Below are 25,640 nucleotides of genomic sequence, written 5' to 3'. Positions count from 1 at the left end.
TTCGTCGGCTGATTGATGGATGATCAGTCCGCTGGTTGTGCCGGCTGACGCAGCGTCTGCCGCACACTGGGAATCGCGCCGACGCGCGGTGCCAGTTCGTGAGCAATGTCGATATAGCCCACCTGTCGCGCCACATCTGCCGCGGTGCGTCCGAACGCGTCGGCGGCAAGACGATCGGCGCCGCGTGACAGCAGTACGCGGGCCGGCGGCAGCAGTGCGTGCATCGCGCAGGCATGCAACGCGGTAACACCGCGCTGGTCGGCATGCTCGACTTTGGCGCCGGCATCCAGCAGCAGCGGCACCAGCGCGCCAATATGCGTGGCATCGCAATCGCTACCGGGTCGCAGCTGCGCGCCGAGCAGCAACAGCAACGGCGTCTTGCCCTCGCTGTCGGCTTGATTGATGTCGGCGCCGCGCTTGAGCAGTCCGTCGAACAGCCGGCGCGCACGCAGGCTGTCATTGTGTTCAAAGCCGAACTGCGCGGCGGCGTGCAGGGCGCTGCGACCACCGGCATCCACCGCGTTGACGTCCGCGCCACCATCGAGCAAAGCCTCGACGATTTCCGGATGACCCATGGCGGCGGCCACCATAAGAGCAGTCGTGTCGTTGGGCAGGCGCTGATCGATCGCGACCTTGTGCTCCAACAGCAAGCCAACCAGCGCTTCGCGCCGTGCGGCGACCGCCGCGGCCAGCGGTGTCACGCCGCTGCGTGCGGCAAGGGACGAGTTCGCGCCGGCATCGAGCAGCGCTGCGGCGATTTCGCGATGGCCCGCACCGCAGGCGCGCAGTAGCGCAGTCGCGCCCTGGTCGTCCTGGGTGTCGACGGCGAAACCGAGTTCCAGCAGTCGCTGCACCGTGGGGAGTGCACCGACGGCAGCAGCGGCCGGTAGATCGTCAGCACGCAGCGACCGGTTGGGTCGCGACCAATCGTGCCAGTCCAGCCAGCGCTCCACGGCCGGGTGCTCCAATGCCAACCCCAGCGGAGTTTCACCATTGGCGTCAGCGGCTTCGGGATTGGCGCCGTGGGCGATCAGCGCGCGCACCAGCGGCAGTGCCTCAGCGCCGTGCTCCAGTGCGGCAAACAGCGGTGTGCGGCCGTCGCGGTCGCGCGTGTTGGGGTCGCAACCGCGCGCCAGCAATGCCTGCAGCAAGCTCAGCTGACCGTTGATCGCAGCGAGATGCAGCGGCGTGCGGTCGCGTGCGTCGGCACCGAACGGATCGGCGCCGCGTTCGAGTAGATTGAGTGGTAGCGCCGCACATTGTGCCGAGCCGTTGAGGCGCGAGAGGGCTTGTGCCAACAGCCCCGCACCGGCTGGACTGGCACCGGCCTGCAGCAGATCATCCAGCGCTTCGGTCGATGTCGGCAGCTGCTGCAGCAAGGCGTCGAACAGGCGACGGCCCAGTGGCGGCAGCGCCGGTGCATCGGCTTGCGCGCTATCGGCATCATCCGGCAACTGCGGCTGCAGTCGCGCTTCGGCATCGAGGCCGTGCTCGAGCAACCAGCGTCGCGCAGCACTTAGGCCAGGCGTGGCCAGATCCAGATACAGCTGCGCCAGCTGTCCCTGCGGCCATTCGCGTACGCGCTCGGCAAAGCTTGAAACGATCGCCCAATGAGCGAAGCGCAGCGCATCGAGCAGATGCGCCGGCGTATCGGCACCTTCGGTCAACACGTCGCGACTGTGGCTGGCTGGGAGCGGCGTGTCGGGGTCGAGCAGGGCGACCAGATCCCAGCGGCCGGCGGCGGCGGCATGGTCGAGCGCGCTGCGGCCATCGCCACCTGGTGTCTTGGGTTCGGCACCCAGGGCAAGCAGGGCGCTGATGGTTTCGCCGCGCGCATGCGGTGACTGGCAGGCAAGTGTGAGCGCATCGCGGCCGTGGTGATCGCGCGCCCGTGCATCGGGCTGCGCTTCAGCCAGTAGCTGCACGATGCCGCTCGCACCAGCGCGAGCAGCTTCCATTAACGCGGTGCTGCCACGATGGTCGGCCAGGGTAACGTCGGCACCCGCCGCGCACAGCACCCGGGCGATCTGTTCGTGGCCTTCGGCAGCGGCGGTCAGCAGTGCGCTGCGATGACGGGCATCGACGGCGTTGACCGCGGTGCGATGCTTGAGCAGCAGTTTGACGCCGGTGACGTCGTCATCCGCGATACCCGCAGCGGCAATCAGGGCAGGCTCGCCGTTGGCCGGTGCGGGCTTGGCGCCGTGTTCCAGCAAAAATTTCGCCAGCGGCCAGTTGGCGGCGCGGCAGGCAATCGCGAGCGGGCTGACGCCCGACCGCGTGAGCGCGTTGATCGGCGCGGAGGCATCGAGCAGCATGGCTGCCACGCCAGCGTCGGCGCTGAGCACCGCGCCGTGCAGGGGTGTGCTGCCCTCGGCGTCGGCAGCCAGCGGATTGGCGCCGTTGGCGAGCAGGGTCATCACCGCCTCGGCACGGCCGTGCCAGCTATCGCGGGTGGCGGCGAGCAGAGGGGTGATGCCGCCGCTGTCACGGTTCACGTCGGCGCCCTTGGCGATCAGTGCGCGCAGCAGGCGGATGTCTGGCAGCAGCGAGGCGAGCATCAGCACCGGGCGCTGGTCGCGGTCATCGGCAACGGGTGCGGTATTGGGATCGGCGCCGGCTTCGACCAAGGCAAGCGCACGGTCTATATCGCCATCGCGTGTGGCGATCAGTAACGCCTTGGCCTGCTCGGGTGTGCCGGCAGTGCGTTCCTGCTCGTTCAGCACCACGACGACCGGCGGCTTTGCCGGAATCGACTTGATCGCCGTCGGGACGACCGCCACAGGTTGCTTGACGTTCTTTGCACACAGCAGCGCACGAAGCGTGCGGTTGGCGATGATCAGGCTACCCAGCGGCAGCAGCACCACGCCATAAATGGCCAGCGCGGCGATGCGTGGCTCGGATGGCAGCACACCATACAAGCCAGTCAGTGCGACTGCGCCGAAGGCCATCACCAGCAGGGCCAGCGACGCGGGTAGAAAATGGCTGAAGAAACGCTCCTCGTGCGACAGATGCCGACCGAAAGCCAGGCTGCGCAGGGTGGCCGTGAAAATCCAGGAACTGTCGCGCTGTGCAGGGTAGGCATCGTCCCAGACGAAGACCAGACCGAACGCCGGCCACAGTCGCCAAAGCGCAGCGAGCGCAATCACCAGCGCGGCCGCCAGAACAAGAGCGGCGCCGAGGCTGGGTGTATGGCTCAGCTGCAGCATCGGCCACGCCACCAGTAAAAACACCAGCACGGTATAGCCAGTGAACATCACCAGATGTGCGGCGCCGCGCCGCAAAACCGTGCGGCCAAAATGCGGTTCGGGATCGAAACCGATCGCGTGACAGATCGCGGCCATCGTCAGTGCATTTGCCAGCAGCAGCGGAATCAACGTCAGCGGGTGGGTGACAAAGCCTGCCGCCGTGATGGCCAACAAGCCTGGAATGAACCAGGCGAGGGATTGCACGAGAGGAGGACGGCGTCGTGATTTGGGCTGGGTCATATCGACAGTATAGAAATCGTTGCGACTTCAGACGGTAACCTGGTGTTAACGCCCGTACTATTTTTCAGTGATTTCTTCCGCGTCGACGATGGCATTTCCGAGATCGCGCCTTCAATCATCGCGATCGTCCCGCGAGGCGGCTTCCCTGTACGAAGGATGATTGGCGACGGCCAGTGTCTGTTGCGGCGGCAGCTGCAGATGCCAGCCCTGCGTGCGCAGATGGTCGAGCACCTGCTCAGTGTCCTCGACCGGCAGCTTGCGTTGCTCGTCCAACTGCACTTCGACCACGAAGCGCAACTCGCCCAATAGCAAGAGGAGCGATTCGGACAGTACATCGAAGCCGTCGCGGCGAGCCAGCCAGAGATAGCTGTCGGTTTTGCGCAGGCTGGCGTAGACGAAACATTGCATGGCCGTACTCCCGTGGTTATGCAAACACCGGTCGTGCTGCTCAAGACGATCACGAGGGTAACAGTGCCAGCCGTCGGTTGCTCGAACCGATTTACAGATAACGTTGGAAAGCGGCAACCGCAAGAACCATCGCCGTATCATTCCCCCTGCCGTGCCCGCCGTAAACACGCTTGCCTGGGAGTTTGCCCGGATTCGAGCTCGCCCCGATGCGCCAGTCAGCCGCGTTTGATCAGCATGTTTACCATGCGATGAAAAAACGCTCCATACGGTGGTCCGAGCATGCCGGCGCCGTTGAGCCTTGCCTGCCGGAACACGGGTTTCATGTGCGAGAACGTGCGGAATCCGGCTTCACCGTGATAGCCGCCCATGCCCGAAGGGCCGACGCCGCCGAACGGCAGGCCATGCTGGGCGATGTGATACAGCGTGTCGTTGACGCTGACACCGCCGGCCACGGTGCGGGCCAGCACCGAATCGATCAGCGCGCCGTCTTCCTCGAACAGGTACAGCGCCAGCGGATGCGGATGTGCGGCGACATAGGCGACCGCCTCATCCATCGTGTCATACGGCACCAGCGGCAACAGTGGGCCGAAGATTTCGTCGCGCATGATGTCCATGCTGTCGCCGACATCGCTGAGCAACTGCGGCGGCAGCAGGCGGCGCGATGCGTCATCCGCCGCGTCGCCCAACAGATGCACTTTCGCGCCGGCAGCGACGGCCTTGTCGCGCAGGCCGATCAGGCGCGCGTACTGGCGATCGGAAATGACGCTGGCGTATTGCTTGCTCTGCGCGAGCTGCGGATACATCTTCGTTACCGTGCGTTTGGCGACATCGATGAATTCAGCCATGCGCGCGCGCGGCAGCAGCACGTAGTCGGGCGCGATGCAGGTCTGTCCGGCGTTCACGAGTTTGCCGAACAGGATGCGCTCCACCGCATTGTCGAAGCGCGCGCCGGGGCCGATGATCGCCGGTGACTTGCCGCCGAGCTCCAGCGTCACCGGTGTCAGGTTGGCGGCGGCGGCCCGCATCACGTGATGGCCGACAGCGGTGGAGCCGGTAAACAGCAGATGGTCGAACGGCAGCGATGAAAATGCCTGTGCCACCTCGGCGTCACCGGTGACGACGGTCACTTCATTCGGCTGGAAATACTTGGCGATCTGTTCGGCGAACAGTGCCGAAAAACTCGGCGTGAACTCGCTCATCTTCACCATCGCGCGGTTGCCTGCGACCAGTGCGTCGACCAGCGGGCCGATGGCCAGATAGAGCGGATAGTTCCACGGCACGATGATGCCGATCACGCCCAGCGGTTGGGGGATCAATACATTGCGTGCCGGCAGAAACGTCAGGCCCGGCAACGAGCGCTGCGGACGCATCCAGCCACGCCCTTTCTTTAATGCGTGACGGACGCTGGACAGGCTCGGGAAAAATTCCAGCAGATCAGTTTCTTCGGTTGGCCGCTGGCCGAAGTCGGCGCTGATCGCGGCGGCAAATGTGTGGCGCTGCTCGTTGAGCATGGTCTCCAGCGCATGCAGCCGTTTGGCGCGGGCCGGCCATTCGGGCGTCGGGTCCTTGGCATGCGCGGCACGCAACTGCTGCAGGCGTTCGGCAAGGCTTGCGTCGGGGAGACTCATCGGTATTCTCGATAGGCAGAAGACCTGTATCTGTAGCACACCGCTGGTGTTGTTGCGGTTGCACAGCAGCATTTGTCCGAATTTGTCCGAGTCTCAAAAAAGGCGCCGAACTTCGAGTTCGGCGCCTTTTCCAGATCAACCGTCGAACTTACTCGCCAATGGTCAGCAGTGACGCATTGCCGCCGGCAGCGGTGGTGTTGACGGTGAGCGTGCGCTCGTTGGCGAAGCGCAGCAGGTAGTGTGGACCGCCGGCCTTGGGGCCGGTGCCGGATAGGCCTTCACCACCGAACGGCTGCACGCCGACGACCGCGCCGATCTGGTTACGGTTGACGTAGCAGTTGCCGACACGGGCGTGGCTGCTGATGTAGTCGATGGTGTCGTCGATACGACTGTGTATGCCCAGCGTCAGGCCATAGCCGGTGGCGTTGATCTGCGCGACGACCTTGTCCAGTTCGCTGCCCTTCCAGCGGATCAGATGCAGGATCGGGCCGAACACCTCGCGCTGCAGGACGCCAAGTGAGGCGATCTCGTAGGCGCGTGGGGCGAAGAACGTGCCGTGGTCGGTGACGGATGTATCCATCGCTACTTCGCCGATCTTCCTCGCTTCACGATCCATCCGCGCGGCATGATCGACCAGCAGCTTGCGTGCATCTTCATCGATCACCGGGCCGACGTCGGTGCTGAGCTGGCCGGGGTCGCCGACCTTCAATTCGCCCATCGCGCCGGCGAGCATGGCGATCACCTTGTCGGCGATGTCTTCCTGCACGAACAGGATGCGCGCGGCCGAGCAGCGCTGGCCGGCGGACTGGAAGGCTGAGGCGATCACGTCCTTGACGATCTGCTCGGGCAGGGCGGAGGAGTCGGCGATCATCGCGTTCTGGCCACCGGTTTCGGCGATCAGCGTGGCGATGGGTGCGTTGCGTGCGGCCAGCGAGCGATTGATCGCCCAAGCGGTGTCGGTGCTGCCGGTGAAGGCGACACCGGCAATGCGGGGGTCTTTCGTCAGCGCCGCACCGACCGTGGCGCCGTCACCCGGCAAGTACTGCAGCACGTCGACCGGTACGCCGGCGGCGTGCAGCAACTGCACGGCCAGATGGCCAATCAGGGTGGTCTGTTCGGCCGGCTTGGCGATCACCGCGTTACCCGCGGCCAGTGCAGCACTGACCTGGCCGAGGAAGATCGCCAGCGGGAAATTCCACGGACTAATGCAGACGAACACGCCGCGGCCGTGCAGGAACAGTTGATTACTTTCACCGGTCGGCCCGGGCAATTGCTCGGGTTGACCGAACAGCCGGCGCGCCATGGTGGCGTAGTAGCGCAGGAAGTCGGAGGCCTCGCGAATTTCCGCGATCGCATCGGGCAGGCTCTTGCCCGCTTCGCGCACGCACAGTGCGACGAACTCGCCGCGGCGCGCCTCAAGCTGGTCGGCGGCGTGTTCGAGAATCGCGGCGCGGCTGGCGGCGGGTAGGCGATCCCAACCTGGTTGTGCGGCGACGGCGCTGGTGATCGCCTGGTCGACCGTGGCGCTGTCGGCGGCGACATAGCTGCCGACGATCTGACGGCGATCGGTCGGATTCGTCACCGATACGGTCGGGCCGCTGCTGCTGGCGTTGGGCACCAGCGGACCGGCTTTCCACGGGCCGGCGTTGGTGTTCACCGCGTCGGCGAGGGTTTTCAGTTCGTTGTCGTTGGCAAAGTTGACGCCCATGGAATTCTTCCTGGATACATTGGTTGAATGCTGCGCAAGCGCCGCATTCTCACCATAGAGATTCACCGGCAGCGGGATGCGCGGGTGAGGGATCGAAGCAAAGCGGCGCACGGTTTCGCACGGATCGGCCACCAACTCGCGTACCGGCACGCTCTCATCGACCACGCGGTTGACGAAGCTGGTGTTGGCACCGTTCTCGAGCAGGCGGCGCACCAGATACGGCAGCAGATCCTCGTGCGTGCCGACCGGCGCATACACGCGGCACGGCACATTCAAGTTCTTCGGACCGATCACTTCGGCATACAGATCCGTGCCCATGCCGTGCAGGCGCTGGTTTTCGTAAGGCCGGCCCTGTGCGATGTGATGCACGGCGGCGATGGTGTGGGCGTTGTGAGTGGCGAACTGTGGATAGATCAGATCGCTGCCGGCGCCGAACAGGCGTCGTGCACAGGCGAGGTAGGACACGTCGGTGTTCGGTTTGCGCGTAAACACCGGATAGCCGGGCAGGCCGTTTTCCTGCGCGCGCTTGATCTCGGCGTCCCAGTAGGCCCCCTTGACGAGGCGCACGTACCAGCGACGTTTTGCCGCACGCGCGGTTTCGATCAGCCAGTCGATCACGAACGGCGTGCGTTTGGCATACGCCTGCACCACGATGCCGAGACCGTTCCAGCCAGCCAGCGACGGATGCGCGAAGACGTCGCCGATGATGTCCAGAGACAGCTCGAGGCGGTCGGCTTCCTCGGCGTCGACCGACAGCGCTATGCCGTACTTCATTGCCAGTTGCGACAGTTCCAGCAGCTTCTCGGTGAGCTCGCGACGCGCGCGTTCGCGCTTGGCCACTTCGTAGCGTGGATGCAGCGCAGACAGCTTGACCGAAATCGACGGCGCATCGGTATGGTTGGCGAAGGGGCCACGCGCGCCGATGGCTGCTATGGCATCGCGATAATCCTGCTGGTAGCGCTCGGCGGTGGCCGCGGTCAGCGCCGACTCGCCGAGCATGTCGTAGGAATAGCGGTAGACCGCATGTTCCTTCTTGGCGCTGCGATCCAGCGCCTCGTTGATGGTGCGGCCCATCACGAACTGGTGGCCCATGATGCGCATGGCCTGGCGCACGGCCAAACGGATAGCCGGTTCGCCGGCACGACCGACCAGCCGGCGCAGCGCGCTGGTGACGTCGTGGCGGGTTTCCTCGGCCAGGTTCACCAGATGACCGGTGAGCATCAGTCCCCAGGTCGAGGCGTTGACGAACACCGACTCGCTCTGGCCGAGGTGTTTCTTCCAGTTGGCGTCGCCGAGCTTGTCGCGGATCAGTTTGTCGGCGGTGGCCTTGTCCGGAATGCGCAGCAGCGCTTCGGCCACGCACATCAGCAGCACGCCTTCCTCGCTGGACAGGTCGTACTGACGCATAAAGGACTCGACCACGCTCTGGTCCTTGGCGCGCAGGCGTACCCGGCTGACCAGGTCAGCGGCGACGTCGATGACCTTCTCGCGCTCGACCGGCGGCAGACTGGCCTGGGCGAGCAGGTCGTTGACCGCTTCGGTTTCGTCGCGCAGCCAGGCGGCGGTGATGCGCGCGCGCGCAGGCGTGGGATCGCCGGGGAGTTCGGAGCTGAGAATAGGTTGGGTCACGGGCTTGTCAGAAAATCCGCGGAGGCGGAGGGGAGCGCGGGATTGTACGCTGGCGCCCGCTTTTTGCGTGCGTCATCCGGGCGCATTCCGATGCAACTCTGCATTGGCCAACGGCACACGGGGCAACTTTCGATGGGGTTCTGGACTACGCCGTCGATGAGTGGACAGGCCGCTTTTCCTCATTGATGTCACATTTCCAGATCGCGGCATTCTTGCCCGCTGCCGCGCCGGGGCCTATCATCCCGATGTTCCTGGCACGCTGGATCCTTATGATCGTGCTTCGACCGGTCGCCGACGATCTGCTGTGTGTGACGATGTGGCTCAAGCCCAATCGTGCGCTCAGCCGTCGAGGCCTGCGTCGACTGATCGTGGTACTGGCGGTACTGGCGCTGACAACAGCGGGACTGGGCGCGTGGCAGGGCAATGTGTTTGCACCGCTGTTCGCCTTGGTGGAATCCGTGGCTGTCTCGTGTGCGTTGAGCGTGGCCTGGCGGGCCGGCGATCGCAGTGAGCGCATCACCCTCGACGCATCGTCGCTGGAGGTGCAGCTGCTGCCGAGTCGGCGCTGCACGCAATTCCAGTCGTACTGGGTGCGTGTGCTGCTGAAGCCGGGCAACGGTCGTCAGCGCCTGCTGTTGTCATCGCACGGGCGTGAAATGGAGATCGGCGTTTTTCTGGGTGAGCAGGAACGCGTCGAGCTGTCAAAGAAACTCAGGGTGCTGCTGGCCACGATCAACGACCAGCGGCGCAAGTAGGTTCACAAGAGTCTGTTTTCATAATCCAAACACGTCGCGCCGGAAGCTGTTTGCCCGCGGGGCAAGGAAGAAAGAGGGAATGTATGTCGATACATGACCGAGTGATGACGCCGCCCAGTGGGCAAACAGACCCGGCCCTGCGGGTTGCCCTGCAGCGGCCGTCATGCGGCAGCCCGCGGCTTACTCATGCAACCAGCATGGGCTGCGCCACGGTCTACCACCTGCCAGCCGCTGCAGGGCAACGCGACGTATTTGGATTATGAAGACAGACTCTAAGGTGCAACACATGACATCTGGCAGCATCAGGCGATCATTTACCGCAGCGGCGGCCATTGCATCAACACTGTTTGGCGGGGCAGCCAGCGCGGACCCATCGCCGTATCAGTTGAACATGGAGCGTGGCGCATCGACCTGGTCGCAGGTTCCCTACGAACTGAACAACTGGTCGTTCGGCGTATGTGTCGTGATCGGCATCCTGGTGTTCGGCGCGATGTTCATCGCAATGTTCCGCTTCCGCAAATCGCGCGGTGCAGTCGCTGAAAAGTGGTCGCACAACACGCGTCTGGAAATCATCTGGACAACGGTTCCGGTGATCATCCTGATCACACTGGCCTACTTCGCCACCGGCGGTATCACCTCCTGGGCCGACACTACCGGTTCGCAGATGACGGTCAAGGTGACCGGCTATCAGTGGAAGTGGCGCTACGATTATGTGGAATATTTGGGCAAGCCGATCAGCAAGGTCGGCTTCATGTCCAAGCTCGATACGCAGAGTGACCAGACGCGCCAGCTGGGCTCGGGCATGGACCCGTATGCGGTCAAGGTGGGCAACGAAAATACCTATCTGCTGGACGTGGACAAGCCGCTGGTCGTGCCGGTCGATACCAAGATCCGCTTCGTCATCACCGGTGCCGACGTGATCCACTCATGGTGGGTGCCGGCGCTGGGCTGGAAGCTCGATGCGATTCCCGGCATCGTCAACGCCGCCTGGACCAATATCAAGGAGCCTGGCACCTATCGCGGCCAGTGCGCCGAGTTGTGCGGCCAGGATCATGGCTTCATGCCGATCGTGGTGGTCGCCAAATCCAAGCCGGATTTTGCGAAGTGGCTGGCCGACCAGCAGGCGAAGTCGGCACCGCCGGCTGCGGCGCCCGCTCCGGCCGCTGCCTCGACGGCGGCGGCACCGAAAACCGCACAGATTGCCCCGGTGCAGTCCGTGAGCAAATCGGCTGCCGCCAAGCAAGGCTGAGTTGCGCTCTTACAAACGCTTTCGCACACGTCACTCACGTCGTCGCATCCCTATCAGGTTTAGAGGTCAAGGCCATGTCCCACGCAGCCACCCATGATCACCACGATGATCACCACGGCGCGCCGAAGAATTTCTTCCAGCGCTGGTGCATGTCCACCAACCACAAAGACATCGGCACGCTCTATCTGGTTTTTGCGCTGCTGATGTTTTTCATCGGCGGCAGTTTCGCGATGGTGATCCGCGCCGAGCTGTTCAAACCGGGCCTGCAGCTGGTGCAGCCGTACTTTTTCAACCAGATGACCACGCTGCACGCGCTGGTGATGATTTTCGGCGCGATCATGCCGGCCTTCGTCGGTCTTGGTAACTGGATGATCCCGTTGATGGTCGGCGCGCCGGACATGGCGCTGCCGCGCATGAACAACCTGTCGTTCTGGATCCTGCCGTTCGCCTTTGCTCTGTTGCTGTCCACCTTGTTTCTGCCCGGTGGTGGCCCGGCCGGTGGCTGGACCATGTACCCGCCATTGTCGCTGCAGAGCGATTCGCTGGCCTATGTGGTGTTTGCCGTCCACCTGATGGGTATCAGCTCGATCATGGGCGCGATCAACATCATTGCGACCATCCTCAACATGCGTGCGCCCGGCATGGAGTTGCTGAAGATGCCGGTGTTCGTGTGGAGCTGGCTGATCACCGCGTTCCTGCTGATCGCGGTGATGCCGGTGCTGGCAGGCGCGGTGACGATGCTGCTGACCGACAAGTATTTCGGCACCAACTTCTTCAATCCGGGCGGCGGCGGCGACCCCGTCTTGTATCAACATATTTTCTGGTTCTTCGGTCACCCCGAGGTCTACATCATGATTCTGCCGGCGTTCGGCATTATCTCCGAGGTGATCCCGACCTTCGCCCGCAAGCCGATCTTTGGCTACAAGGCGATGGTGTTCGCGATTGCGTCGATCGCCTTCCTGTCGTTCATCGTGTGGGCGCACCACATGTTTGCGGTCGGCCTGCCGATGGGTGCCGAGATCTTCTTCATGTACGCCACGATGCTGATCGCGGTGCCGACCGGCGTGAAGGTGTTCAACTGGGTCAGCACCATGTGGGGCGGCTCGATGACCTTCGAGACGCCGATGCTGTTCGCGGTGGCGTTCGTGATCCTGTTCACCATCGGCGGCTTCTCCGGCCTGATGCTGGCGCTGGTTCCGGCCGACTTCCAGTATCACGATACTTACTTCGTGGTGGCGCATTTCCATTACGTGCTGGTGACTGGCGCGCTGTTTGCGATCATCTCGGCGACGTATTACTGGCTGCCGAAGTGGAGCGGCCGGATGTACAGCGAGTTCTGGGGCAAGATGCATTTCTGGAACAGCGTGATCTGGGTCAACGTGCTGTTCTTCCCGCAGCACTTCCTGGGTCTGGCCGGCATGCCGCGTCGCATTCCGGATTACAACGTGGCGTTCGCCAACTTCAACATGATCAGTTCGATCGGCGGCTTTCTGTTCGGCGCCTCGCAGCTGATTTTCCTCGGCGTGCTGATCCACGGTGTGTTCTTCTCCAAGAAAAAGGCTACCGACCGCGTCTGGGAAGGCGCCAAGGGCCTGGAGTGGACCGTGCCGTCGCCCGCGCCGTTCCACACCTTCGACGTGCCGCCGGTGATTCATGACGACGAGCTGGCGCACGGTCACGTGAATGACTGATCATCACCACATGACGCAGCCGCTGACAAATCACGAGATGGATGGACGTCGTAAAGGTGTGAGACGCACCGTGACGATTCTGGTGTCGGTGGTGGTCGCGTTTTTTCTGCTGTCGTTTGTACAGATCGTGATGATGAAATAGTCGTACCGCAGCAATCACAGTTTATTCTTCAGTTTGCAGTTCCCCGCGGCGCATCGCGGGGTAGAGTCATCAAGAGAAGTCCACGGGGTTTGCACGATGGATCAGTCGCACGAAGCGTATTTTGTTCCGAGCAAAAGCTACTGGCCGTTCGTGGCCGCGGTGGTCATGTTCACCACGGTGTTCGGTGCGGCGCACTGGCTGAACGCGGAGCCGGGTGATTCCGGTTTCGGCAAGACCGTGCTCACGGTCGGCGTGATCGGCGTGCTGGCGATGTTTTTCGGCTGGTTCCGCTCGGTGATCAACGAGTCGCTGGCCGGCAGCTACAACAGCCAGGTCGATACGTCGTTCCGCATGGGCATGATGTGGTTCATCTTCTCCGAAGTGATGTTTTTCGGTGCGTTCTTCGGCGCACTGTTCTACATTCGCATGTTCTCGATTCCGTGGCTCGGTGGTGAAGGGCACGGCGTATTGACCCACGAGTTTCTGTGGAGTGATTACGCGGCCTCATGGGGTGCCAACGCCGGTAACGGTCCGCAACATATCGGCGGTGCGTTCCGCACCGTGCCGGCCTGGGGTCTGCCGCTGCTCAACACGTTGATCCTGCTCAGCTCCAGCGTCACCGTGACCATCGCGCATCACGCGCTGCGTGCAGGGCATCGCGGCAAGATCCTGGCGTTCCTCGGGTTGACCGTTCTGCTCGGCGCCCTGTTCCTGAATTTTCAGGCCCACGAATACATCGAGGCCTACCGCGAGCTCAATCTGACCATGCACAGCGGCGTGTATGGGTCGACGTTCTTCCTGCTTACCGGTTTCCACGGTCTGCATGTGACGCTGGGCACCATCATGCTGGCAGTGATCTGGTTCCGCGTGCTGAAAGGCCATTTCAACAAGGATCATCATTTCGGTTTCGAAGCCGTAGCCTGGTACTGGCATTTCGTCGACGTGGTCTGGCTTGGCCTGTTCATGTTTGTCTATATTCTCTAGCGCCATTCGTATGGATTCTAAAAAGCCCGTCGCCCGACGGGCTTTTTTCTATCTGCAGGTCTGGGTGCCATGAACAAATTCCCGGCGTTTCGACTTGATCGTTCGATGGCCGTTATAGCGCAGTGCCATCGCCAGGCCGAGGCAACACTGCCAAACTAGAAGGCGGCCAAGGACTTATCGCATGCAGCCTCTGGAAAACACCAAGATTGCCATCGTCGGACTGGGTTATGTCGGGTTGCCGCTGGCCGTGGAGTTCGGCAAGCGCTATGACACCTTCGGGTTTGATATCAATACCGCCCGGGTCGGCGAGTTGTGTTCCGGCAAGGATTCAACACTGGAAGTGGATGCCGAAGAGATGGCCTCCGCCACGCGTTTGCATTTCAGCTCGACGCTCGATGACATACGTTGCTGCAACGTTTATATCGTTACCGTGCCAACGCCCATCGATGCAGCCAAACGCCCCGACCTGACACCACTGATCAAGGCCAGCGAGTCGCTGGGAACAGTGATCAAGTCGGGCGACATCGTGGTGTACGAGTCCACCGTGTATCCGGGTTGTACCGAAGAAGTGTGCATTCCGATTCTGGAAAGAATCTCGGGCCTGATCTACAACCGCGATTTTTTTGCCGGCTATAGCCCCGAGCGGATCAATCCGGGCGACAAGCAGCATCGCGTCACCAGCATTCTCAAGGTGACTTCCGGTTCCACCGCCGAGGTCGCCGATTTCGTTGATCGACTGTACGGCTCCATCATCACCGCCGGCACGCACAAGGCCAGTTCGCTGAAGGTGGCCGAGGCGGCCAAGGTGATCGAGAACACCCAGCGCGATCTGAACATCGCGCTGGTGAACGATCTGGCCAAGTTGTTCAACAAGCTCGGCATCGACACGCTGGAAGTGCTGCAGGCAGCGGGTACGAAATGGAATTTTCTCCCTTTCAGGCCCGGTCTGGTCGGTGGCCACTGCATCAGCGTGGATCCGTACTATCTTACCCACAAGGCACAGGAGGTCGGGCATTACTCCGATGTCATTCTGGCCGGTCGTCGTACCAACGACAGCATGGGCCAATACATCGCCGGCGAAGTCATCCGCCTGATGGTATGCAAAGGCATCAACCCGGTGCGTGCGCGCATCCTGATCCTCGGGCTGGCCTTCAAGGAGAACTGCCCGGACCTGCGCAACACCCGCGTGGTCGACATCATGGAGGCGCTGGCCGGTTACAACGCGCAGGTGGATGTGTTCGATCCATGGGTCGATGCCGCGGCCGCCAGACACGAATACGGCATCGACCTGATCGGCACGCCGCAGGCGGACCAGTATGATGCGGTGATCGTCGCGGTCGGGCATCACCAGTTTACGGAACTAGGCGCCGATGGCATTCGTCACTTCGGCAAATCGTCGTCGGTGCTGTACGACGTCAAATATGTGTTGTCACGTGATGCGGTGGATGGCCGGCTTTGATTGGCTATGCAAACAGTTGTTGAGATATTGGGTGACGGCGCGGCGGCAGATGTGCGGTAGTCAACCCGGCGCGATGGGTCATCGTGTCGATTAATGGAATGGATGAGAGTGGCATGAAGATTCTTGTTACGGGCACCGCCGGATTCATCGGCTCGCACGTTGCGATGCGACTGCTTGAGCGCGGTGACCACGTCATCGGCATCGATAACCTCAGTGATTACTACGACGTCAATCTGAAAAAGGCGCGGCTGGCGCGCTTCGCGGATCATCCGAACTACACCCATGTGGCGGCTGATCTGGCCGACCGCGATGCCATCGAATCGACGTTCGCTACGCACAAGCCACAGCGCGTGATCAACCTGGCAGCGCAGGCTGGCGTGCGCTACGCCGCCCAGAATCCGCATATCTATGTGTCGACCAATGTCACCGGTTTTCTGCACATCATCGAAGGCTGCCGCCATCACGACGTCGAGCACCTGGTGTTTGCCTCCACCAGTTCGGTATATGGCGCCAATACGCTGATGCCGTTCTCCGAGCATCAATCCACCGAGCATCCGCTGACGCTGTATGCGGCATCGAAAAAGGCCAACGAGATGATGGCGCACAGTTATGCGCATCTCTACGGCATGGCTTGCACGGGCCTGCGCTTTTTTACCGTCTATGGCCCGTGGGGGCGGCCGGACATGGCGTTGTTCCTGTTTACTAAATCGATCCTGGCCGGCGAGCCGATCAAGGTGTTCAACCATGGTCATCACAAGCGCAGCTTTACCTACGTCGATGACATCGTCGAGGGCGTGATTCGCACGTTGGATAAGGTGGCAGTCGGTAATCCGCTGTGGGACGGCAATCAGCCGGATCCGGCGACAAGCCTCGCGCCCTATCGCCTATTCAACATCGGCAACGAGCAGCCGGTGGAGTTGTTGCGCTATATCGAAGTGCTTGAGCAGTGCATTGGGCGCAAGGCGCAGATGGAGCTGCTGCCGCTGCAGGCAGGCGATGTGCCTGATACCGAAGCCGATGTCTCGGCTCTGGCCGCCGCGGTGGATTACACGCCGCGCGTGTCGGTCGAAGAGGGCGTAGCCAACTTCGTTCGCTGGTACCGGGACTATTACCGGATCGACTGACCGCAAAACAATCCCTCAGCGCAACCCCGCCATGCGGCGCGATTTGTCGCGGTACCGACGCGATGATCGGTACGGCCGGGTACAATCACCCAGTTACGGTCATTGACCCACATCGTGCGGGTGCAGCCATCCCATCCAGATGCCAAACACAACCATGGCGATCAGCAGCAGCGACAGGCCGATGCGCCGCGTCAATGCCCATACGGTGCGCTTGTCGTTGTCCTTGTCGGTCATCATGAAATACAGCGCCTGACCGAGGCTGAAGATCACCACCAGCAGCACGATCACCAGCGCGGATTTGTAGATGGTTTCCAAGTGATTGATCCGATCCAAGTCGACTCGCCGAGTATAGCGGCCGCTGCCAGGTACTTCGCATGAGCGGATTTCGCCGTCCGTCGTGGTGGGCGTTGTTGCTGACGGTGGTCGGCGCGTTGCTGTTCATACGTCTGGGTGTCTGGCAACTGCATCGCGCCGACTTCAAGGAAGCGCTTCTGCGTCGGTATGCCGCATCGGCTACGGCACCATTGCAGGACTTTGCCAAAGTCGCCGATGCGCCGCCAGACGACGGCTTTCCGCGCGTGCAAATCAGTGGTCGCTACCTGGTCGATCGCATCTATCTGCTGGATAACCCCAATCACGACGAACGCGGTGGCGTGGAAGTTTTCGTGCCGCTTGCACTGCGCAATACGCCAAAGCTGTTGCTGGTGGACATGGGTTTTTTACCAGGCAACGGCACCGGCCAGGAGCCACAGTTACCGGCACTGCCGACCACCGACGTAACGTTGCAAGGCCTGTACGTGCCGCCGCCGCCGATCGGTTTCGAGATGGGCGGCAACGCGCTGGCGCAACAGACGCGCTGGCCGAAGAAAGGCATTTTTCTGGATCCTGCCGAAGTCGCCCACGATCTCGACCGCTCGCTGTATCCGCGCATGCTGGCGCTCGATCCAGACCCGGCGTCGATCTATGTGCGCGTGCACACGCTGGATTTTTCCTCTATGCCGCCAGCGCGACATCGCGCGTATGCTTTCCAGTGGTTCACGTTTGCACTGGCGGCCGTGGTGCTTCTGCTCGTGCTGCATCGCAAGCGCGGACCGCGTCGGCCCTGATACTCATATCGCCTGATACTCGACCCGACTCATTATTCCCCACCTGATTATTTCCGCGAATTCATGCCAACCCACACAAACAACCCTGCTGCCGTACGCAAGAGCCGATTCTTTCTGGTGCTGATCGCGCTGGTGTTTGCCGCGCCGATCCTCGTTGCCGGCCTGCTGACGTTTACCGGCTGGCAGCCGACCGGCAAAGGCAATGGTCAACGGATCATGCCGCAGCGGAATCTTGTCGATGAGCATCTGCGCGTGCAGTTGGTCAACGGGCAAGTCTATGCGTGGCGCGATAGCGAGCCGCGCATGACGCTGGTGGCGCTGCCCGGTCCGGACTGCGCGGTACAGTGCCTGGATGATCTGACAGCCATGGCCAAGGCACGCGTCATGCTCAACAACAACCAGTCGCGCCTGCGCCTGCTGTATGTCGGCCAGCCGCCGGTGGGCGAGGGTCTGGTGGCGATTCAAAACTACTGGCAGCTCGGCACCGACGTCGATGGCAAGCTGGCCAGCTATCGCCCGACCACGCCGGACAGCGTCAGCGCCGTCTTGGTGGAGTCCAACGGTACCGCGCTGTCCCTGTATCCTGCCGGCTCCGATCCGGCAGGTCTGGCGCGGGATCTGCAGAAGGTTATCCACTGATGTTCACTTCCGCGATGTCTCCCCGCACAGTTAAAGCTCTGCGCGCGCTGACCTTGCTTGCCGCCGTGTTCGCCTTCGGGCTGGTGATGTTCGGCGCGTTCGTGCGGCTGTCCAACGCGGGCCTGTCGTGCCCGGACTGGCCGACCTGCTACGGCAAGGCGACCTGGCCCGAACACGCGCACGATATTGCCGCGGCCAACCTGGCTTATCCGGATCGACCGTTCGAAACGGACAAAGCCTGGCGCGAGCAGGTGCATCGCGTGCTGGCGGGCACGCTGGGCATGCTCGTTTTGGCTATCGCGCTAATCGCCAGTTGGCGCAAAGCCGCAGCGCGCTATGCGGTGATTGCGGCCGCCGTGTTCGCGGCGGCCGGCGTGGTCATGTATCAGCGCGGTGATTTCGCGCTGTCGTCGCTGTTGTCGGCACTGGCGATTGCGCTGCCGATCATCGCGGCGGTCGCACTCAGGCGCTCGGGTGAGTGGAAGGTCAGTGTGCTGGTGCTGGCGGTGATCATCTTCCAGGCCATGCTCGGCATGTGGACGGTGACTTTGCTGTTGAAGCCGGTGGTAGTGATGGGCCATCTGCTTGGCGGCATCACTACGTTTGCGCTGTTGGCCTACGCTGCACTGCGCTTTGCTGGCGTGAGTGCACTGGACAACCAGATGGCCAATCTGCGTCGGCTGGTGGTGGTCGGCATCGTGCTGCTGTTCTGCCAGATCGCGCTGGGCGGCTGGACTTCGGCCAACTACGCTGCGCTCGCGTGTGGCTATGGTGCCGGCGCGTTCCCGCAGTGCGGCGGTCAGTGGATGCCAGTGACGGATTTCCGCCAGGGCTTCGTGCTGTGGCGTGGCGTTGGGGTCAATTACGAGGGCGGCGTGCTGGACATGGCGGCGCGCAGCGCGATCCAGATGATGCATCGGTTCGGTGCGCTGGTGGTGTTCTGCTATCTCGCCTGGTTGTCGTTCAAGCTGGCACGCCGCCGGTTGCGCCTGTTTGCGATCGCGATTGCGTTGGCGCTGGTATGCCAGGTGCTGTTGGGCATCAGCAACGTGGTGTTCGGTCTGCCGCTGCCGGTGGCGACGGCGCACAATGGCATGGCTGCGCTGTTGTTGTTTGCGCTGCTGGCGACGCTGGCGCGTACACAGCTGCGGCGTGATGCATTGCCTATTCTTTTGCCGGAACGACACTGAAATGGATCACATCGGAATGGATGGCATCCGCGAATATCTGCAGCTAACCAAGCCACGCGTCGTCGCGCTTCTGGTTTTCTGCGCGGTGATCGGTATGTTCCTTGCGGTGCCCGGCATCCCACCGTGGCGCGCGCTGGTGTTCGGTACCATCGGTATCTGGATGGCGTCAGGTTCGGCGGCGGCCTTCAATCATCTGATCGACGAGCGCATCGACAAACTGATGGCGCGCACGGCGCGGCGGCCACTGGCCACCGGCAAACTCACCCCGCGGCAGGTGCTGATTTTTGCGGTCTCGCTGGGCATCGTGTCGATGCTGGTGCTGGCGCTACTCGTCAATCCGCTGACCGCGCTACTGACCTTCGGTGGACTGATCGGCTATGCGCTGGTCTACACGGCATACCTGAAACGCGCGACGCCGCAGAACATCGTCATCGGCGGCCTTGCTGGCGCCATTCCGCCGGTGCTGGGTTGGACTGCCGTCACCGACTCGCTGCATCCGTTCGCACTGCAACTGTGCCTGATCATCTTCGTATGGACGCCGCCGCACTTCTGGGCGCTGGCAATCTTTCGTCGCGACGATTACGCGCGCGCGCAGGTGCCGATGCTGCCGGTCACCCATGGCGTGGTCTACACGCGCTGGCACGTTTTCTACTACACCATACTGCTGGTCATCGTGACGCTATTGCCGGCACTGACCGGCATGAGCGGTCTGATTTATCTGGGCGGCGCGGCGGTCCTGGGTGCAGGCTTTCTTTATTACGCCGTACGCCTGCTGAATCCACCGGACGAATTTTTCGCGATGAAGGTGTTCAATTATTCCATCGTGTACTTGATGGCGCTGTTCGCTTTCTTGCTCGCTGATCACTGGTTGATCGGACCCATCGCGCATGCCGATACGATTTTGCGTCCGGTGGTCTAGGCCGTCCAGATTTCCTTGAACACGCGGTCGAAGTTCAGGCCGAGCACCTTTTCGGTTGCGCGCTCGCTGTAACCGCGCTTCAGCAGGGCACTGGCGACGCGTTCCAGTTTGCGCGGCGTGTTGAGGTCGGGAATGTAGGGTGGCCGGTTTTCGCCCGGCGCGCCGACTCCCGCTTTCTTGCGGTCTTCTTCTTCCTTCGCCATGTCCTTCAGGTCGCTATCGCTGACTTCGAAGAAGGCAGAATCGGTTCCGATACCGACATGGTCCTCGCCGCAGACATTGAGCGCATGGATCATGTGCTGCATAAAGTCGTCGAGCATGGGTTGCCGGGTGTCGACCGTCAGAAACGGCATCATGTAGATGCCCATCACGCCGCCCTTGTCGGCGAGTGCCTTCATCTCGCGGTCTTCCTTGTTGCGCGGGTGCGCGAATACGCTGCGGCAACCGGCATGCGTGAAGATCGGCGGCTTGGTCGAGATGGCGATGCCATCGGCGGTGGTTCGCGTGTTTGCATGACTGAGGTCGAGCGCCACGCCTTGCGCATTCATGGTGGCGATCGCTTTGCGCCCCAGTTCAGTGACACCGTCGGTGTCGCCATCCAGGCAACCGCAACCGAACGGCGATTTGTGGTTGTAGGACAGCTGCATGATCAGTACACCGAGCTGGCGGAATAGCTCGATGCGCTCGATCTTGTCTTCCAGCATGGTTGCCGCTTCGAACGAAAAGATCACCGCCACTTTGTGCTCGCGCTTGGCCCGCTCCAGGTCGTCGTGGCGAATCACCTTGATGAATACCTCGGGGTGTTGTTCGATCAGGGCTTGCGCGGCAGCGATATCGGTCACGGTGTATTCGAACGTTCCGCGGTCGCCGCCTAGCGTGCTCTTCAGCGCGCTGATGCCGGAGTTCTGGATCTGCCCAAGCAGCTTTGCGAGGTCCTTTTCGTAGAGCAGGCCGCCGATCGAGGCAAGGGTGTTGCAATCGAGCACGAACGCTTGGCGATACAGAGCGGCGCCATCGGTATCCGCAGCTGCCAGGAGATGGTTGGCAGAAGCCTTGGTTTTGCCGGAAGCAGCGGGCTGCGGCTTTGCGGAAAGCGGTGGCAGTACCGCGGCAAGTAACGCACTGCCGGAAAGAGCCAATACTTGGCGGCGTGTCCAGAGTTCGCTCATGGAATTTCCTCGCGTAAGGTGGTGAATACTGTTCTTGTCGACCAACGACGCAGCGGTACTTTTCAATTTATCAGTGATAAATTAGCATTCCGGAATACCGAGTACAAGCATGCGAAAAACTATTCAGACCGCAGGCCGCAAAGCCGCGCGCAAGCCGGACGAGGCGGCTTCCGTCGGCAGTCGCGCCGGACTCGACCGCGACCGTCTCGTCGATGCGGCTATCGATCTGTTGCAGGAAAAAGGCCTGGATGCGTTGAGCACACGCCAGCTCGCCGAACGCCTTGGAGTCAAGTCACCCGCGCTGTACTGGCATATCCGCGACAAGAGTGAATTGCTTGGCTTGGTTGCCGATGCGATTTGCGCACGCATGGCGTTGCCGGCGAGCAATCGTTCGTTCCGTGAGCGGCTGGAGGACATCGCCTGGGAATATCGCCGCGTGCTGGTGGCGCATCGCGATGCGCCACGACTGTTTGCGGAGTTGGCGCCGACCGGAGCGCACCGGATGAAACTCTACGATGCCGCGGTCGGTGCGTTTCTTGACGCGGGTTTCGCTCCGCCGGAGGCCATCGCGATGGCGACGTTCTATCGCAACTACCTGCTCGGCATGGTTGCCGAAGAAGCGCGTCAATCGTGGTCGACGCACTCCAACGCGTTGCGCCCCACAGTCGTACTGGGCTCCGAGCTGGCCCGGCTTGGCGACGAATCGCCGGATTACCCGAATCTGCGCGGCGCGGCCGAGCTGCTGGCGAAGATCGAGCCCGAGGCGCTTTTCCGCATCGGCCTGAAGGTTCTGCTGGATGGCATGGAATGCCGCAAAGCTGAGTTTGCACAGCCCGGGAAAGCGAAACGTGTGGGTGGGAAACACCCCGGTGCGAAGCGCTGAACTTGGCCGATGTCCTGCACTTGAACGCGAAGCTCACAGACGGTGGAAATTTGGTGCGCGCTGGTTGACACCTCCGTGTTGCAGCACGACAATAGCAAAGTCGATAGGCGCAATGCGCCCACCGGCACCCTGCCCAAACTAATCAAGGCATATGGACGTTTACCCTAGTCGCAACGTCGACATCCGCGAGCATCGGGTGCCGGCAATGCATCACAAGCTGATTACCTGCGGCGACCGCCTGCGGTCGGCTGGCGCTTTCCTCGACTAGGAAACTCCGGCCCACCTCCTTTGGCGCCGTTGGCGTCGTATACGAGGAGATGGGCGATGAACTTCTTTCGCACCGCTGGCTTTTTGCGCGCTCTGCGCACCTTTCTGCTGTCCGGTCGTCGTGACCAGGCACGTGTCGCGCGCGTCATCACCGTGCCTGCACCGCTGAGCCGTCCGGTGACCAACGCGGTGGTTATCGACATGCCGCGTCGCGCGGACCTGTCGGCAGCCCGCGCCGCTGCTGCAGCTCGCGTCAAGCGTGGCCCGCTGCAAACTCACCGCAACAAAGTTCTGTTATCCAGTCAGGCATGAAGTTGCTTGCCATCTGCAAGGCGTGGCCTCCGCCATGGGCGGAGCGAGGGCGTTCGTTCTGACGATCGCCACGCCGCTCTGCGCCTAGCGCATGGCCCGACCGTTTCGCCGGTGGCGCGAACGGACTCCCAGAACATCCCTGGATAACACCATGATCAAGTCAGTGATCCCCACCGCTGCGGGCAAAAGCGGCTCGGCGTCTGTGCGCGCTGCTGTTGCACAAGAAGCGTTTCGCGACCGCGAGGCATTGTTTGCCGATCTCGACACCAGCGCCGCTGGCCTCGACGAAGAGCAGATTGCCGAGCGGCTTGACCGTGATGGCAACAATGAGGTGTCGCACGAGAAGCCACCGCATTGGGCGCGCCAGTTGCTGCGTGCGTTCAAGAATCCTTTCATCATCGTGTTGCTGGTGCTCGCGGTGGTGCAGATCTTCGCTACTCCGGACGATCTGTCCGGACCCATCATCATTGCGGTGATGGTGGGTATCAGTGTGCTGCTCAGCTTCAGCCAGGAATACCGTTCCTCGCGCGCGGCGGAAAATCTCAAGGCAATGGTACGCAATACCGCCACGGTGACGCGCAAGGCATCGGATGGGCACAGTGAGCGGATCGAAGTGCCGGTGGGCGAACTGGTGGCGGGCGATATCGTGCATCTGGCCGCCGGCGACATGGTGCCGGCGGACCTGCGTCTGCTCACCGCGAAAGACTTGTTCATCAGCCAGGCCATCCTCACCGGTGAGTCGCTACCGGTGGAAAAGGTGGCGCCCACGCAAGCGCAGATCGAGGCGCACGTGAGTGGTGCTCTGCATGAGAACCCGCTCGACCTCACTACCGTTGGCTATATGGGTACCAACGTGGTCAGCGGCACGGCCAGCGCGGTGGTGGTGTTGACCGGTTCGCGTACTTACCTGGGCTCGATCGCGCGCACAATTACCGGTCAGCGCGTGCAAACCAGTTTTGATCGCGGCGTGAAAGGCGTCAGCTGGCTGCTGATCCGCTTCATGGCGGTGATGGTGCCGATCGTGTTCCTGATCCAGGGCCTGGGCAAGCACAACTGGCTGGAAGCGTTTCTGTTCGCACTGTCGGTCGCTGTAGGCCTCACTCCGGAAATGCTCCCGCTGATCGTCACCGCCAACTTGGCCAAAGGCGCGCTGGCGATGTCCAAGCGCAAGGTGGTGGTGAAGCGGCTCAACGCGATCCAGAACTTTGGCGCGATGGACGTGCTGTGCACCGACAAGACCGGCACGCTGACACTGGACAAGATCGTGCTGGAGCGGCATCTCGATCTGGACGGCGAGGAGTCTGTGGACGCACTGGAGTACGGCTATCTCAACAGTCATTTCCAGACCGGTCTGAAGAACCTGATGGACAAGGCGGTGCTCGAGCATCGCGACCTGGAAAGCACGGTGTCGCGTTATCGGGTGATCGACGAGATTCCGTTCGACTTCCAGCGTCGCCGCATGTCGGTCGTGCTGGCCAATGGCGATAGCCAGCATCTGCTGATCTGCAAGGGCGCGGTCGAGGAGATGCTGGCGATCTGCGGCTCCGAGCGCTGCGCTTCCGAAGACGGCAGCGACAGCATCGTGCCGATGACCGACGAGCGCCGCAACGAGATCAAAGCGATGACCCGCCATCTCAACGAGGATGGCCTGCGCGTGCTGGTGGTGGCGATCAAGCGGGAGCCGCCGGTTACGCACACCTATGGCGTGAAAGACGAGAGCGATCTCGTCGCGATCGGCTGCCTGGCCTTCCTCGATCCGCCGAAGGACAGCGCTGCCACCGCCATCGCCGCGCTGCATCACCACGGCGTGGAAGTGAAGGTGATCACTGGCGACAACGAAGCAGTGACGCGCAAGATCTGCCGCGAGGTGGGTCTGGATGTCACCCATTCGGCGCAGGGTCGTGACATCGAGCCGCTGGACGACGCGGCGCTGGACGAACTGGTCAAGCGCACCACCATCTTCGCCAAGATGTCGCCGCTGCAGAAGGCGCGCGTGGTGAAGTCTCTGCAGCGGCAGGGTCACACGGTCGGCTTTCTCGGTGACGGCATCAACGATGCACCAGCCTTGCGCGAAGCGGATGTCGGTATCTCGGTGGATACCGCGACCGATATCGCGAAGGAATCGGCCGACATCATCTTGCTGGAAAAAAACCTGATGGTGCTGGAGGAGGGCGTACTGGAAGGGCGCGTCACGTTCGGCAACATCATGAAGTACATCAAGATGACTGCCAGCTCGAATTTCGGCAACGTGCTGAGCATCCTGATCGCCAGTATCTTCCTGCCGTTCATGCCGATGTTGCCGCTGCAGCTCCTCGTGCTAAACCTGTTATACGACATCTCACAGCTGTCGATTCCGTTCGACCGCATGGACGACGAGTATCTGCGCAAGCCGCGCAAGTGGGATGCCGGTGACATTGGTCGTTTCATGGTGTGGATCGGTCCGGCCAGTTCGGTATTCGACATGACCACGTTTGCATTGCTGTGGTACGTGTTCGGAGCGAACAATCCGGCGCATCAGGCGTTTTTCCAGTCCGGCTGGTTCATCGAGAGCCTGCTCACGCAAACGCTGGTGGTGCACATGATCCGCACGCGCAAGATCCCGTTCCTGCAAAGTTCGGCAGCCGCGCCGGTGCTTGGCCTGACCACGGCCATCATCATCATCGGCATGCTGATTCCCTACGCCAGCATCGGTCACAAGATCGGCATGGTCGAGCTACCTGGCATCTATTTCGGCTGGCTGGCGGCAACCGTACTGGCCTACTGCGTGTTGACCCAGGTCATGAAGCTGGTTTACATCCGCCGTTACGGCCGCTGGCTCTAGTCAGCCGTTGTAATGCGAAATGAAACGATGTGGCGCCGCAACCGATGCACGGTGACGGCGCCGCATCGATCC

Annotated in this window: 20 protein-coding genes; 14 read left to right on the top strand and 6 right to left on the bottom strand. The window is 62.1% G+C overall.

Annotated elements, in window-relative coordinates; translation table 11 throughout:
- Window positions 1–23: 23 nt before the first annotated feature.
- The 4 genes from HDE80_RS15275 to putA form a co-directional block, all read right to left on the bottom strand.
- On the bottom strand, window positions 24–3,485 hold the full coding sequence (locus tag HDE80_RS15275; RefSeq protein ID WP_184672305.1) for an ankyrin repeat domain-containing protein: 3,462 nt from the start codon (window positions 3,483–3,485) through the stop codon (window positions 24–26).
- A gap of 111 nt (window positions 3,486–3,596) precedes the next feature.
- The gene (locus HDE80_RS15270) at window positions 3,597–3,893 is read right to left on the bottom strand and encodes a YcgL domain-containing protein (protein WP_184602668.1); all 297 of its coding nucleotides are present in this window, start codon (window positions 3,891–3,893) and stop codon (window positions 3,597–3,599) included.
- A 215-nt stretch (window positions 3,894–4,108) separates the two neighbouring features.
- The gene (locus HDE80_RS15265) at window positions 4,109–5,521 is read right to left on the bottom strand and encodes a coniferyl aldehyde dehydrogenase (RefSeq protein WP_184672303.1); all 1,413 of its coding nucleotides are present in this window, start codon (window positions 5,519–5,521) and stop codon (window positions 4,109–4,111) included.
- A 148-nt stretch (window positions 5,522–5,669) separates the two neighbouring features.
- On the bottom strand, window positions 5,670–8,858 hold the full coding sequence (putA, locus tag HDE80_RS15260) for a bifunctional proline dehydrogenase/L-glutamate gamma-semialdehyde dehydrogenase PutA (RefSeq protein ID WP_184672301.1): 3,189 nt from the start codon (window positions 8,856–8,858) through the stop codon (window positions 5,670–5,672).
- Between the two features lie 314 nt (window positions 8,859–9,172).
- Between putA and HDE80_RS15255 the strand changes: the two genes are divergently transcribed.
- From HDE80_RS15255 to HDE80_RS15225, 7 genes are all read left to right on the top strand, one after another.
- On the top strand, window positions 9,173–9,613 hold the full coding sequence (locus tag HDE80_RS15255) for a DUF2244 domain-containing protein (protein ID WP_184603046.1): 441 nt from the start codon (window positions 9,173–9,175) through the stop codon (window positions 9,611–9,613).
- Window positions 9,614–9,899: 286 nt separating this feature from the next.
- Window positions 9,900–10,862, top strand: a complete 963-nt coding sequence (gene coxB, locus HDE80_RS15250; RefSeq protein ID WP_184602665.1) for a cytochrome c oxidase subunit II — start codon at window positions 9,900–9,902, stop codon at window positions 10,860–10,862.
- Window positions 10,863–10,936: 74 nt separating this feature from the next.
- Entirely contained in the window at window positions 10,937–12,553 is a 1,617-nt protein-coding gene (gene ctaD / locus HDE80_RS15245; RefSeq protein ID WP_184602664.1) for a cytochrome c oxidase subunit I, read from the top strand.
- Window positions 12,546–12,695, top strand: a complete 150-nt coding sequence (locus tag HDE80_RS15240; RefSeq protein WP_184603088.1) for a hypothetical protein — start codon at window positions 12,546–12,548, stop codon at window positions 12,693–12,695. The genes ctaD and HDE80_RS15240 overlap by 8 nt, the downstream gene beginning before the upstream one ends.
- A 96-nt stretch (window positions 12,696–12,791) precedes the next feature.
- Window positions 12,792–13,679: a cytochrome c oxidase subunit 3 gene (locus tag HDE80_RS15235; protein ID WP_184672299.1), complete on the top strand. Its 888-nt coding sequence runs from the start codon at window positions 12,792–12,794 to the stop codon at window positions 13,677–13,679.
- 181 nt (window positions 13,680–13,860) lie between these two features.
- On the top strand, window positions 13,861–15,138 hold the full coding sequence (gene tviB, locus HDE80_RS15230) for a Vi polysaccharide biosynthesis UDP-N-acetylglucosamine C-6 dehydrogenase TviB (RefSeq protein ID WP_184672297.1): 1,278 nt from the start codon (window positions 13,861–13,863) through the stop codon (window positions 15,136–15,138).
- A 113-nt stretch (window positions 15,139–15,251) separates the two neighbouring features.
- The gene (locus HDE80_RS15225) at window positions 15,252–16,262 is read left to right on the top strand and encodes an NAD-dependent epimerase (protein WP_184672294.1); all 1,011 of its coding nucleotides are present in this window, start codon (window positions 15,252–15,254) and stop codon (window positions 16,260–16,262) included.
- Window positions 16,263–16,361: 99 nt separating this feature from the next.
- On the opposite strand, the gene HDE80_RS15220 is transcribed toward HDE80_RS15225, so the two are convergent.
- Window positions 16,362–16,577, bottom strand: coding sequence for a twin transmembrane helix small protein (locus tag HDE80_RS15220; protein WP_184602660.1), 216 nt, complete (start codon window positions 16,575–16,577; stop codon window positions 16,362–16,364).
- Window positions 16,578–16,636: 59 nt separating this feature from the next.
- Here HDE80_RS15220 and HDE80_RS15215 point away from each other — a divergent pair, with 59 nt between their 5' ends.
- The 4 genes from HDE80_RS15215 (at window position 16,637) to cyoE (ending at window position 20,116) form a co-directional block, all read left to right on the top strand.
- Window positions 16,637–17,368 (top strand): SURF1 family protein, encoded by a 732-nt coding sequence (locus HDE80_RS15215; RefSeq protein ID WP_184672292.1) that lies wholly within the window; start codon window positions 16,637–16,639, stop codon window positions 17,366–17,368.
- Between the two features lie 63 nt (window positions 17,369–17,431).
- Complete coding sequence (locus tag HDE80_RS15210) at window positions 17,432–18,007, top strand: hypothetical protein (protein ID WP_184672290.1); 576 nt, start codon at window positions 17,432–17,434, stop codon at window positions 18,005–18,007.
- Window positions 18,008–18,021: 14 nt separating this feature from the next.
- Window positions 18,022–19,197, top strand: a complete 1,176-nt coding sequence (locus tag HDE80_RS15205) for a COX15/CtaA family protein (RefSeq protein ID WP_184672611.1) — start codon at window positions 18,022–18,024, stop codon at window positions 19,195–19,197.
- 16 nt (window positions 19,198–19,213) lie between these two features.
- Entirely contained in the window at window positions 19,214–20,116 is a 903-nt protein-coding gene (gene cyoE, locus HDE80_RS15200) for a heme o synthase (RefSeq protein WP_184672609.1), read from the top strand.
- Here the strand turns inward: cyoE and HDE80_RS15195 are convergent.
- Window positions 20,113–21,285, bottom strand: a complete 1,173-nt coding sequence (locus HDE80_RS15195) for a membrane dipeptidase (protein WP_184672287.1) — start codon at window positions 21,283–21,285, stop codon at window positions 20,113–20,115. The two genes, cyoE and HDE80_RS15195, sit on opposite strands and share 4 nt — an antisense overlap.
- 109 nt (window positions 21,286–21,394) lie before the next feature.
- Between HDE80_RS15195 and HDE80_RS15190 the strand changes: the two genes are divergently transcribed.
- The 3 genes from HDE80_RS15190 to mgtA all read left to right on the top strand — a co-directional run bounded on the left by HDE80_RS15190 (window position 21,395) and on the right by mgtA (window position 25,568).
- Window positions 21,395–22,168, top strand: a complete 774-nt coding sequence (locus HDE80_RS15190) for a TetR/AcrR family transcriptional regulator C-terminal domain-containing protein (RefSeq protein WP_184672285.1) — start codon at window positions 21,395–21,397, stop codon at window positions 22,166–22,168.
- Between the two features lie 324 nt (window positions 22,169–22,492).
- Window positions 22,493–22,747, top strand: a complete 255-nt coding sequence (locus HDE80_RS15185; RefSeq protein ID WP_184672283.1) for a hypothetical protein — start codon at window positions 22,493–22,495, stop codon at window positions 22,745–22,747.
- Window positions 22,748–22,898: 151 nt separating this feature from the next.
- Window positions 22,899–25,568, top strand: a complete 2,670-nt coding sequence (gene mgtA / locus HDE80_RS15180; protein WP_184672280.1) for a magnesium-translocating P-type ATPase — start codon at window positions 22,899–22,901, stop codon at window positions 25,566–25,568.
- Window positions 25,569–25,640 lie beyond the last annotated feature (72 nt).

The sequence above is a fragment of the Rhodanobacter sp. A1T4 genome (genome assembly GCF_014207185.1).
Lineage (GTDB): Bacteria > Pseudomonadota > Gammaproteobacteria > Xanthomonadales > Rhodanobacteraceae > Rhodanobacter.
The sequence above is the reverse complement of the archived record's forward strand: the minus strand, read 5'-3'. Positions and strand labels throughout refer to the sequence as shown.